The 10,903-nt window shown below is 60.1% G+C and carries 11 protein-coding genes and 1 pseudogene; 3 read left to right on the forward strand and 9 right to left on the reverse strand.

The genetic code is table 11. From position 1 onward, the window contains the following. Positions 1 to 160 precede the first annotated feature (160 nt). On the forward strand, positions 161 to 1,855 hold the full coding sequence (locus AC244_RS34385) for a GspE/PulE family protein (RefSeq protein WP_053253305.1): 1,695 nt from the start codon (positions 161 to 163) through the stop codon (positions 1,853 to 1,855). On the opposite strand, the gene AC244_RS34390 is transcribed toward AC244_RS34385, so the two are convergent. From AC244_RS34390 to AC244_RS34430, 9 genes are read right to left on the reverse strand one after another with little or no spacing between them, the layout of a single operon-like run. Further along, complete coding sequence (locus tag AC244_RS34390; protein ID WP_053253306.1) at positions 1,856 to 2,299, reverse strand: hypothetical protein; 444 nt, start codon at positions 2,297 to 2,299, stop codon at positions 1,856 to 1,858. Then, a complete protein-coding gene (gene gspM / locus AC244_RS34395; protein ID WP_063934191.1) occupies positions 2,296 to 2,862 on the reverse strand; it encodes a type II secretion system protein GspM in 567 nt (188 codons plus the stop codon). The genes AC244_RS34390 and gspM overlap by 4 nt, the downstream gene beginning before the upstream one ends. Beyond that, positions 2,859 to 3,914, reverse strand: coding sequence for a PilN domain-containing protein (locus AC244_RS34400; protein ID WP_053253308.1), 1,056 nt, complete (start codon positions 3,912 to 3,914; stop codon positions 2,859 to 2,861). Before AC244_RS34400 ends, gspM begins: the two co-directional genes overlap by 4 nt. Before the next feature lie 16 nt (positions 3,915 to 3,930). Next, positions 3,931 to 4,812 carry a general secretion pathway protein GspK gene (locus AC244_RS34405; RefSeq protein ID WP_053253309.1) on the reverse strand — a complete coding sequence of 294 codons (882 nt, stop codon included), beginning with the start codon at positions 4,810 to 4,812 and terminating at the stop codon, positions 3,931 to 3,933. Beyond that, complete coding sequence (locus tag AC244_RS34410; RefSeq protein ID WP_053253310.1) at positions 4,799 to 5,464, reverse strand: hypothetical protein; 666 nt, start codon at positions 5,462 to 5,464, stop codon at positions 4,799 to 4,801. Before AC244_RS34410 ends, AC244_RS34405 begins: the two co-directional genes overlap by 14 nt. Next, the gene (locus AC244_RS34415; RefSeq protein WP_053253311.1) at positions 5,461 to 5,874 is read right to left on the reverse strand and encodes a prepilin-type N-terminal cleavage/methylation domain-containing protein; all 414 of its coding nucleotides are present in this window, start codon (positions 5,872 to 5,874) and stop codon (positions 5,461 to 5,463) included. Before AC244_RS34415 ends, AC244_RS34410 begins: the two co-directional genes overlap by 4 nt. A 10-nt stretch (positions 5,875 to 5,884) precedes the next feature. Beyond that, positions 5,885 to 6,361, reverse strand: a complete 477-nt coding sequence (locus tag AC244_RS34420; RefSeq protein WP_053253312.1) for a prepilin-type N-terminal cleavage/methylation domain-containing protein — start codon at positions 6,359 to 6,361, stop codon at positions 5,885 to 5,887. Continuing rightward, positions 6,330 to 6,794 (reverse strand): type II secretion system major pseudopilin GspG, encoded by a 465-nt coding sequence (gene gspG / locus AC244_RS34425; RefSeq protein ID WP_053253313.1) that lies wholly within the window; start codon positions 6,792 to 6,794, stop codon positions 6,330 to 6,332. Before gspG ends, AC244_RS34420 begins: the two co-directional genes overlap by 32 nt. 5 nt (positions 6,795 to 6,799) lie before the next feature. Then, on the reverse strand, positions 6,800 to 7,930 hold the full coding sequence (locus tag AC244_RS34430; RefSeq protein WP_234717132.1) for a type II secretion system F family protein: 1,131 nt from the start codon (positions 7,928 to 7,930) through the stop codon (positions 6,800 to 6,802). 363 nt (positions 7,931 to 8,293) lie between these two features. On the opposite strand from AC244_RS34430, the gene AC244_RS34435 reads away from it, so the two are divergent. Then, entirely contained in the window at positions 8,294 to 10,615 is a 2,322-nt protein-coding gene (locus AC244_RS34435; RefSeq protein WP_053253315.1) for a multicopper oxidase family protein, read from the forward strand. 104 nt (positions 10,616 to 10,719) lie between these two features. Further along, positions 10,720 to 10,903: pseudogene (locus tag AC244_RS34440) on the forward strand (SCO1/SenC/PrrC family cytochrome c oxidase assembly protein); the annotation flags it as partial.

Raw genomic sequence — 10,903 nt, forward strand, 5'->3', positions numbered from 1 at the left:
CGACCAAATCGGATTGATCAAAAAGCAACCAGGCGTGGCGCGCAGCATCCAACTGCTTGTCCCGCCTCAAGAACTGCCAATCCTCGGCATAGACAACCCGTCATAATCTCTGAGACGAAACACTAGCGGCGCAGTGCGTTGGCATACGGCGGCGGGACGAATGAATACGGCAACGATTGTAACGCAGTTCATTCGCTATCTGTTGACGAAGGATGACCTGATCGGGCTGGCAGAGAGGCCGTCTCTGGAGCGGCTTCTTGTGGATGCGCCCTCGAACTACGCGGGCCTCTGGGAAACCGGGCTTTTTTCGGGAGAACTGCTTGCCGACGCAATTGCCGATTTTCACAAGCTGGATCGCGCCGCATTCAAACACGTCGAGTTTCGTCCGGAACTGACCGAAGATCTGTCGGCCCGGTTCCTGCGCGCCGCGTGGCTGATGCCGGCGCTCCAGGGCGAGTCTCGGTTGTTGGTCGTTGCCGATCCAAGCCGAGACGACGCGATCGAAGCAGCCTTGGCGGCGCTTGGCCAAAAGGTGGAGTTGCGGATCGCGACGTTCGAGGAGATGGCGATCCTGTTCGAACGGATGCTGTCTCAGGAGCAGATCAAAAGCCAAAGGATAGAACAACCAGCGACGCCTGTTGCCGGCGATCGCAGCGAGGAGGATCTCGATCGCCTCCACGATATCGCCAGCGGAGCGCCGATCGTTCGGGCCGTAGACCAGTTGCTTGAAACCGCGCTCAGCCTATCAGCAACGGACATTCACATCGAGCCTCAACCCGATGGCGTAAGGCTGAGGATGCGCGTCGATGGAATGCTGCGGACGATGCAGCCGCTTTCGAACGAGATCGCGCGCGGTGTCATCTCTCGTATCAAGATCCTGGCAGGGTTGAATATTGCCGAACGCCGGCTGCCGCAGGATGGGCGTGCGCGCATATTGATCAATTCGACTCGTGCCGATTTTCGGGTGGCGACGATGCCGACGCTGCACGGAGAGGCCCTGGTCGTGCGCATCCTTGTCAAAGGTGCCGAAGCCCTTGATCTTTCCCGCCTGGGCATGTCGTCGCGCGACTTCTCCGTCCTTCGTACGCAACTGGACGAGCCTCATGGCCTTGTTGTCGTGGCCGGCCCGACGGGCTGCGGCAAGACGACCACACTGACCGCTGCACTGTCCAATTTAAACAGCCCCGAACGCAAGATCATGACGATCGAAGATCCGATCGAGTATCAAATGGCGGGCGTCAGCCAAACCCAGGTCAAGCCGTCCATAAACCTGACGTTTGCCAATGCGATGCGGTCGTTCCTTCGTCAGGACCCCGACATCATGATGGTGGGTGAGATGCGGGACAGCGAAACCGCCTCGATCAGTCTCCAGGCAGCGTTGACAGGCCACCTGGTTCTAACGACCCTGCACACCAACAGCGCCGCAGACGCCATCATAAGGTTGATGGATCTGGGCGTCGAAACCTTCCTTCTGGCGTCCGCACTGCGTTGCGTCATCGCCCAGCGCCTGGTCAGAAAATTGTGCGAGCGTTGCAAGACGCCGATTGAAGACGAAGCGCACGCCACCTCGACATCCGCGACGCGTCAGCGCTTTGCCAAACGCCCCGGCGACACCTGCTTTCGCGCGGTCGGCTGCTCCTATTGCGGTGACAGCGGCTATCGCGGGCGCGTTGGAATATTTGAGGTCCTGCCTGTCGATGGCGAGATCACCGCATTGATCCGAAAGGATGCGGATCCTCAAAAGATTCAGACCGTCGCGGTCCAGGCAGGCATGACAACCATGCTGGAAGACGGGCTCGCGAAGTACCGGCGCGGCGTCACTTCGATCGAAGAGGTTCTGCGCGTAACGATCTGATCATTGAATGGGCAGGAACATCTTGTAGTCCTGGCGACGCCCGCTCTGCTCGAAGGCGACGGTGCGGCTGTCGACAATCGAGAGGTTCCAGTTCCGATATTTCTCGCCGTCCTTGAGGCGATGAATCTGGCCACTCGCGGCATCCTGAAGAAGGGCTTGCCGACTGTCTGTTGTCGATATGATGCCGACGAGCTTGAGCTGCGGCGGGGCGTCCGGCACGGTCTCAACGTCGGCGGCGGCGACCGGCGCCGGCGTGTCCACCGCCTCGTCGACAACGGGAGGCCGCCGCGTCGGCGTAAACAAAGGATGCAATCTCGTCGCCTCGAGCTTGTCGAGGGTCGCCCAGGGGGCCTCGTCGGGTGATGGTGATTGGGACGACGCGGGGCCTGCGAAAAGCACGACGGCAATGAGCACCGACAAACGCGCGTCCGACAGGGCCGTCATCGTTCAGCCCTCCGCCAATAGCCTTCGACGAGCGCCAAAACGCGCAATGTCGGCGATGCGTGCGGCGCCTCTTCGTCGAGCGCCAGGCTTTCGATGTTGATGGATTTGACAACAAGCGCTGTCGAATTGGTCTCGGTCGCGAATAGTATCTTTTGCAAGGGTTCGATGGTGGTGTGGAAAAGAATCCGCATTTCGACCGTGCCCCCGGCGGGGTCGGCCTCTTCGGACGCGACAAATTCGAACTGCGAGACCACAGCACCGGTCCGGCCGATGATATCGGTGACGAGACGCTGAAGCTCGGCGCCTGCGATAGCGGGCGTATCCCCAGGCAAATAGGAGCGTACGCTCGCGCCATCATCAACGCCGCCCACACCGCCGCCAAGCGCAGACAGCCGAGCTTTGAGTGTGTCGACCAGGGCCGTGTCGTTCCTGTTCTCCTCAGCAAGACGCGACACGACTATGGCACTCCACGCAACGGCAAGGACCGGCAGCACCACCAGACAGGAAAGTGCGGCAATCGCCGCTACCCTGACACGTCGTGTGCTGCTGTGTGGGGTTCTCATTGTCGACCCGTTTCCGTAAAGCGCACCAGGATCTCGAACCGTTCCAGTTTGGTATCATTGTCACGAACGATGGGTGCGGAAAAACCGGCCGCCTCCAACATATCCGAGTTTTCTAAGAGGCTGATTAAATTGGCCGCGTTTGTGGAAAGACCTGTGACCCGGACATCGCGATCGTCCACGTCGAGAGCGGTGAGGTAAGTGGTGTCCGGAACGCGCTTGGAAAGTTCATCCAGCAGCAAGACCATGGGTACGGCGTCCCATTTGCGCGCCAGGTTGAGGCCGGGGTCCTTCGTCGTCTCTGCCTCCTTACGGGCCACCTCGATGGCGCCACGTAGGCTTGCAAGAGAGGCGTCGATGCGGGCTGCCTCCGTGGCGGCACGATTGACGTGCCAGCCTGCGCCTGTCACCAGGGCCGCGCCCACACCCGCCAGGACGCAAAGGCAAACCAGGGAAATGTGCCGTCGCCTCTCGCGCAACGCCGCCTTGGCGCCCGGCAAAAGGTTGATCGTGCTTGGGCCATCCGGCGGGTCCGACGCAAGACCCACAACGACCGGCGTTATGCCGACTGCTTGGAACGGTTCGATGGCGCTGCGCATCGTCGTGAGCGACGTCGCGACAAGCCGCACATGGATCTGGCCGGAAAGCCTTGCGGCCTCGCTCTCCTGGATGTCGTAGTCGTACACCATCTTCTCCGATGGCCACGGCATGATCTGCTCGATCTGATGCCGGATGATCGCCTCGATGTGACCGCGGCTGGCCACCGGCAGACGCAGAGAACGCACCACAACCCCGTCACCCGCCAGCCGTAGCTCGACGGGGTGTGCTCCGACTATTTTGTTGAGCCAACCATTCCGCAAATCCGCACGCGCGCCGTCCCCCTTGTGCACCGGTCGGGTGCGGCCGACGCGATAGCAGGAGAGTTTCGCCCGTTCATCGACAAGAAGAAATTTACTACGAGCCGCGTGCGGGAGCCCGATCATGGCCTGCCACGACGTCATCTCGTCGAGAAGTGCAGCCATCCCGCGCTTGATGTATGCGACAAGACCACTCATCCAATCCGCCCCGCCATCAACGAGCCACCCGACCTGCAGGAGCCCATTCGTACACAGCATATCCCTTCGCCTCGTCTTCGGCATCCGCTATGATGGCGTGCGCAGCGCTTGTCCTGCCACTTTCGCTGCGGGCGATCACATTAAGCCGATACACTTTAGGGAGCTCTTGCGTGATGAATTTTTCATACCGCTGAAACAGCCCTCGCAATTCACCATCGTCACTTTCTGCACCGCCCGCTTCAACAGCGGCCAAGGCCGAGGCATCCACATTGCTCATCTCAGGGACAGCCATCAAGACACGGCGCGACAAAGCGGCCGGATAGAGCAAGCCCGTGCGGTTGTAGACGGTGACAAACGCTTCCAGGCGCAGATAGTCGGCTTCGCTCAAACCACGAATGAAGCGCAGTTCGCTCACAGACTGGAACGCAACGTTTGCCGGTAGGCCGTTTGCATCGCTTGCCAAATAGTCCGCGCGCTCGGCGCCACCCGTCGTTTTTTCATCGTCCTCATCACGCCAGTCGACGACCCGAGCGGCGAACGACTTGGGTGAAAGCGACTGCCCTCCTGCGGCCTTGAACACGCCCTCCAGCAATTCGGGTGGTGACGCGTTCAGATCCACCCGTCCCGTCTCCGCCGAGACATGCAAGGTAACGCTGCCGCTTGGCAGACGAATTATCCTTCCATCCACCGATGCGGCATCGATATCCACGATGAAGAGAAGGTATGCAGACGCTGTAACGCCGCTCTCCAGCAGGTTTTCCATCACGAGGTCGTCCGCCCCTAGCCTTGTCAGCACGAGTGCGGGCCGCGACAGCAACACCAACATCGATACAATCCCGGCGAGCAGACCGCTGACGACAAGCACGGCAAGCGTGGCAAATCCGTTATCGCGCCGCATTGCCGCCTCCCCTGCAGACGTCTCCCTCGCCGCAGGCCGAAGGCGAGTCGACGTGCGGAGACATCATCAGCGTCAACGGTGCCCGCCGCTCGTCAGACCTATCCCAAATCTGCAGTTGGACAATGTCGGGGAGGCTCGACTGCGCAATCCAGGATCCACTCCAGATGGTCCCGCGCTCCGTAATCTCGGCAAAGGAAAAGCGCCAGCGCCACGCCCCCTCGAACAATTCGATCGGCGCGGACGAGCGAGCCCTTTCGAAATCAGCCGCTCCAGGAACCCGCACGGCTGAAGACCTTGTGAGCGCGGGCGGCTTGGACCTCACCGCAATCCACACCAGCTGATCCGCCCCAAACTGCGCCTCGGTCCTGATGGCAAACCCGAGCGCCTCGTCGCTGCCATAAAACAGCAGCGGCGCATTGGCTGCCGCACCTGTCTTGACTGCGGCGATCTGTGAAAAATCTCTTCGCAATGCGGCAAGGCCGGTCGCAAGCTCTTCGAGTGTGGCCGCACCTCTCGAAGCCGCGGCCGACGAACGTGTCACAAGCGAAACCGCGAGCATGAGTGCGTGCAAGACAAGTGCACTGAGCAGGAGCACGGCCAGTGCTTCAAGAAGCGCGAAACCTTCGTCTTTCGGTGCCCGCACTCTGTTCATTGGGCAACCCCGACCAAGAGACGGTCAACGGCAAGGACTCGCGAAGCAGATACCTCGACGGAAATTCTTGCTTCAAGCAGCGCGCGGCCGTTGCCTGGCGGCGCATCGGCTACTGCGGCAGGGACAACGACCACACGCCATCGGCGTCCCCGCACCTCACCAGAAAAAACACCGGGCCGTGTTCGCCCGTTTCGCAACTCCCCCGCCAAAACCTCCTCTGCGACCAGCCTGGCCTCAAGCCAGGCACGGGAATGACCGATCGACGTCCGAGCAGATACGAGACTGCGAGGAATGACCGAAACCACCGCCGCAAGGATCGCGATCGCAACGAGGACCTCGAGCAGGGTGAAACCCGCGTCGTCACGGCGCTCGTCTTTGACCACATCTCGGTGAGCAACATGTTGGGTCATCGGGGCATACTCAGTGCACCTCCGACAGCGTGACGCCCGAGGTCAGCGGATTGACCGCTATGCGGTAGGTGACATTGGTCCCCTCGATACTCAATACGCCGCCGAGCGCGCGTCCATCCGCTTGAAAGACAAACCCTCGGCGACCGGCCGCTTGCAGGCGGCCGGAGCTCTCGATCCTCATCACCGTGCTGTCGGGCAAGACGACCTTTCGACCAGAAGCACCTGAGAACACCGTCCGGCGCTGCGGATCGACGGCAGAAAGGACCGGCCGTCCCTGCTCCATCGCCGTATTTCTGTCATGGCGCAAAAGTGCGGTGATCTCGGCTGACCGCACCCTCAGAGCCATGGCGCGGCTGGCCTGCGACAGGTGGGGCAGCGACATTGCGGCAACCAGCGCCACGATCGCGAGCGCAGCCAGGATCTCAAGCAACGCAAATCCGCTGTCGCATTCCGCATCATTGCTGGATGGTGATATCGGCTGCGCCATCGGTTCCTCCCTCGACACCATCGGCACCATAAGAGATGATCTGAGGTCTCCCCTTGCCACCGATACGGTATTGATATGGATTGCCCCAGGGATCGAGCGGCACGGAGGCCTGCTGGATATAGGGACCCTTCCAGCGCTTGATCGCCGCACCGTGCACCAGCGCATCCAGGCCCTCCCGTTCGGTCGGGTAGCGTGCCGTATCGAGATAGAAGAGATCGAATGCCGAAGAGAGAGCCTCGATCTGCAGCTTCGCTGCGCGGACGCGCGCCTCGGAGAGATATCCGAGCACCCGCGGAGCGGCGATACCGGCGACGAGGCTGAGAATGATCAGAACGACCAGCAACTCAAGCAGCGTGAACCCGCCTTCTCCTTCATCGTGCCTATGTCGGCAAGCACTGTGGTCGATTGGCTTTGAGCGACGGGGTTTTTTCATGGGGCTCACAACAGCAGTTCGTTCAGACTGAGCAAGGCGGTGATCACCGAGACGATGATCCAGGCGATGAAGGCGCTGATCGCCAACAGGACAAGCGGACCCGCTATCGCGGTGGCGCGGGCAATCGATCGGTCGAGTTTCGTTTCATAATAGCTTGCGACCCGCCATGCCGCCTTGTCGGCCTCTCCGGTTGTCTCGCCGACACGCAATATCTGCAGGCCATAGGGCGGGAGGAAGTCTACGCGCGCGAGCGCATCGGTAAGGCGGCTCCCGTCGCGAACTTCAGCAAGAACTCCGGCGACGAGGTTGGCGGAGTTCTTGTCTCGCATGAGGTCTCGGATGAGCCGGAGTGCGGTCGGAAGATCGACACCGCTTCTGCTCAGCATCGCGAGTGTCGAACAGAAGACGACAGCGCGCTGCTGCGTGAGCAGGGTGTCGAAGCCAGGGATATAGCGAAGCATGGAGATTAGCGCCGCTTTCACCGCGTCGCTGCGCGCGACGAAAACTGCCGCACCGATCAAAGCCGCCCCGGCGTATGCCAAAAGTGTGCGGTGCCCAACGGCAATACGCGACAGCGTGAATACCAAAGGTTCGGATCCGAGCGACGAGTTGCCCGTTTCGACGAGAGCTTGATCGAATTGCGGAACCACGACGATAAGCACAAAGAAGAACACGCCGATCGCCGCGAAAATCAGAAAACAGGGATAGGCCAGCGCAGAGGTCAACCGATGCCTCAGTTCGCTCTGGCGCCGTCGATTTTGAGCGATCACTTGCAGTGTGACATCGAGATTGCCGGCGACTTCCGCGACCTCCACCATTTTGACGTAGGTTCGCGGAAAGGCCTTTGGATAGGCCGCTATCGCCTCACCAAGACTGTGCCCCTTCGATATGACTTTCCACATCGAATAGACGATGCCGGCGAGCGCACGGCGTTTGGTCGATTGATAAATGATCTGAAGGGCGCGGTCCAAAGCGACGCTACCGGTAAGCAAGGCTGCAAGGTCCTCGGTGAGCGCTGTTACATCTTCGTATGATGGCGTCGGCGCCAGGATTGAAACGCGTCGCTTCGGGGCGGATCCGTTCACTTCCTCTATGTCTATCGGCAGAAGAGACCGGCGTTCGAGTTCAGTGGTCATCACCGCGCTCGAAGCCGCGTCCAGATACCCCTCTAGTATGTGTCCGGACTGGTCGATAGCCCGATACCGGAAGCTCGGCATAACCATTCACCACCACTGGAGTGCTGCAGACGGGCGCGCACTCAACCCTGGCGATAAAGCCGGGTCGAATACTAAGCTTAAGGTAATTATAAAAGAATGTCGGAAATCCTCAACAGAGGAACGTCGCAAAACCGGCGGCCGACAACAATTCGTTCGATCTAAGTCGGAATAGTTATAAGACTAAGGTCTGGTCTAATCATTGTGATTGCAAGTGTTGAGGGGTACTATCTGCAGACATACAGAGCGGAGGACCATGAACTACATTTGATAGGGGCGGATTAAATGTACATCTCCAACGATGCGTCGCGGGCGCGACAAAGAGAAGCGCAGCTCGCACGGGAAAACCGTGCCGAGATCACCAGGGCAATCAATCAGGAACAGGTAACACGTCGCGAGCTGTTGCGATGGGGCATCTTCACGGCCAGCGGGATGCTCGCCATGAAAAATGGGCTCAGTCCGTTTGCAAAGAGCGCCTATGCGGCGGTGCCGACCGGCGCGCCGCGCACGCCGCTTTTCGGCGTCAAGAAGTTCTCCCAACCGATGCATCGTTTGCATCTGCTCAATCCTGTGCCGATGACGCGGACATCAGAGGGTCACGCCGCGTTTCCCGCGCAGCTGGCCGAACGGCCGGCGAAACGATTGTCCTACCACACCGATTTTTCGGCCGATCCGACAAACAGGCAATTCATCAATCCCAGGACCTATCGTGGCCCGATCGAGGGGCGCCCGCCGGGAGAGATTTTCGCGCACCAACGCTGGGACGAGTACTTCCCCAAAGTGGGTTACATTATGAGGCTCGGCCAAATTACCCAAACCGGCGGCGGATACTTCCATGACCACTTCCCGGTGCAGCAGGCAGACAGCGTCTGGTGCTATGGGGCAGGCAGGACCAGTGAATGCACCCTGCCACCGTTCCTCATAAAAGGCCGCTACGGCGAACCCATCATCGCGCGGGTCTACAATGACCTGCCCGTCAACCGGGCACAGAACAACGGCTTCGGGCGCAACGAGACCCAGCTTCACTTCCACAATGCGCACAATGGCGCCGAAAGCGACGGCGCGGCGAATGTGCACCACTTTCCCGGTACGTTCTATGATTACCGCTGGAGCACGACGCTTGCCCGACGCGACAAGATCAACACGCAGGCCACCGATCGGCGGGCATCGGGCCCTGACGACAGCACCGGCCTCATCAACGTCCCGGGCGACTTCCGCGAGTTACAAGGCAGCATGTGGGCGCATGATCACCGTTTCTTCTTTACGGCGGAAAACGTCTACAAGGGCAATCTTGGCGCCATAAACTATTACAGCGGCCCCGACCGCGGCAACGAAGAGCTATCCGACGGCGTCAACCTGCGGCTGCCCAGCGGCAAGCTTCTGGGTTGGGGCAACATCGACTTCGACGTCAATCTGGTCTTTTCCGATTGCGTATGCGACGCGTCGGGCCAGCTGTTCTTCGACATCTTCGATACGGACGGAATGGTCGGCGACGTGCCGCTGGTCAATTTCGGCTATGCGCCATTCTTCGAAGTCCTACCGCGAAAATATCGCTTCCGCATTCTGAACGCCTGCATGTCACGTTTCCTGAAGCTTGCCCTGGCGGATGCCAAAGGAAATCCTGTCCCGATCAAGTTCATCGCCAATGACGGGAACCTTGTGGTCACCCCCCTAACCTTGACCTCCCTTCCCGTGCAGGGCATGGCCGAACGCTACGATATCATCGTCGATTTTTCCGGCTTCCGGATCGGCGACAAGATACGGGTCGTCAATCAGATCCTCCATGACGATGGTCGCGGCCCGAAGGAGGAACTCAGCCTGGCAGCGGCTATCAAGGGCCTTTCCAAGGATCCGGTGGTCGGGCCGATGCTTGAGTTTCGGGTGGTCGGCGCCATCGAAAGCGTCGATGTGCCCGGCGTCATCCACCGCGCCACGGACCCGGACGTCAGCCGCGTTCCGCCCAAATTGACCGAACAAATACCGATCGTCACGCCGGTGCGCACGAGGCTCGTCGAGTTCGGTAGGTCGGGAGAAGGGGATTCCCGCGGGCCGGATGGGTGTGTTCCGGATTGTGGCGAATACGTCAACTTCCCCTGGACCATTCGCATCAACGGCGAAACGTCACATTCCATGAATGCCAACCGAATTTCCCTGCTGGTTCCGAAAGCCGGCGAGGTCGAGCATTGGACTTATAGGAACGGCGGTGGCGGTTGGGATCACCCTATTCACCTTCACTTCGAGGAGGGTGTTACCATTTCGCGCACGGGATTGAAACTCGCGGCGACTGAGAACCTCCAGAGAAAAGACGTCTGGCGGTTGGGCGAAAACGGCAGCGTCACCTTCCAGGTGCAGTTTGGCGAATTCGGCGGCGCCTATGTCAACCATTGCCATAACACCATTCATGAGGACTTCGCGATGTTGGCGCGCATTCAGTTGCTGACCGGTGTCGCCGGCTCGCCTCAGACCGCGGTGACCCCGACCCCCAATCCGACCCCGGACGGCGTGGTTTTCACGACCCCGGAAATCTTGCCCGAAGGCGTGCCGAAAGGTTGGAGGGACAGCCAGCCACTGCAGGCAGCGCAGCTCTCAGGCACGGTTGCTCCTTGAACGGTTGGCCGAGCCGAAGCCCGGTCAACCAGGAAGAGATTTGTCCTCGTTACGTGAGCTTGGCGCGCGTGCCGCGCCGGCTTGCCTGCTGTTTGGAGATTCAGATGAAACGATGGTTCGCGGCCGTCGCGGCGATAACCGCGATTTTTCTATTCAGCCCAGGCGAACCGGCGGCCAAGAGTTCGCGTTGGGGAAAGGACTACTTCCCAAACGTCGACGTCGTTACCCAAAATGGCGACAGGGTTCGGTTCTATGACGATCTGATCAAGGACAGGATCGTCCTTATCA

The sequence above is a fragment of the Ensifer adhaerens genome, assembly GCF_001270265.1.
GTDB lineage: Bacteria > Pseudomonadota > Alphaproteobacteria > Rhizobiales > Rhizobiaceae > Ensifer > Ensifer adhaerens_B.

What these genes read in the sequence shown, in the direction of transcription:
- AC244_RS34385 (WP_053253305.1), top strand. Translation starts at nt 161, where the DNA reads ATGAATACGGCAACGATTGTAACGCAGTTCATTCGCTATCTGTTGACG.
- AC244_RS34390 (WP_053253306.1), bottom strand. Translation starts at nt 2,299, where the DNA reads ATGACGGCCCTGTCGGACGCGCGTTTGTCGGTGCTCATTGCCGTCGTG.
- gspM (WP_063934191.1), bottom strand. Translation starts at nt 2,862, where the DNA reads ATGAGAACCCCACACAGCAGCACACGACGTGTCAGGGTAGCGGCGATT.
- AC244_RS34400 (WP_053253308.1), bottom strand. Translation starts at nt 3,914, where the DNA reads ATGAGTGGTCTTGTCGCATACATCAAGCGCGGGATGGCTGCACTTCTC.
- AC244_RS34405 (WP_053253309.1), bottom strand. Translation starts at nt 4,812, where the DNA reads ATGCGGCGCGATAACGGATTTGCCACGCTTGCCGTGCTTGTCGTCAGC.
- AC244_RS34410 (WP_053253310.1), bottom strand. Translation starts at nt 5,464, where the DNA reads ATGAACAGAGTGCGGGCACCGAAAGACGAAGGTTTCGCGCTTCTTGAA.
- AC244_RS34415 (WP_053253311.1), bottom strand. Translation starts at nt 5,874, where the DNA reads ATGACCCAACATGTTGCTCACCGAGATGTGGTCAAAGACGAGCGCCGT.
- AC244_RS34420 (WP_053253312.1), bottom strand. Translation starts at nt 6,361, where the DNA reads ATGGCGCAGCCGATATCACCATCCAGCAATGATGCGGAATGCGACAGC.
- gspG (WP_053253313.1), bottom strand. Translation starts at nt 6,794, where the DNA reads ATGAAAAAACCCCGTCGCTCAAAGCCAATCGACCACAGTGCTTGCCGA.
- AC244_RS34430 (WP_234717132.1), bottom strand. Translation starts at nt 7,930, where the DNA reads ATGACCACTGAACTCGAACGCCGGTCTCTTCTGCCGATAGACATAGAG.
- AC244_RS34435 (WP_053253315.1), top strand. Translation starts at nt 8,294, where the DNA reads ATGTACATCTCCAACGATGCGTCGCGGGCGCGACAAAGAGAAGCGCAG.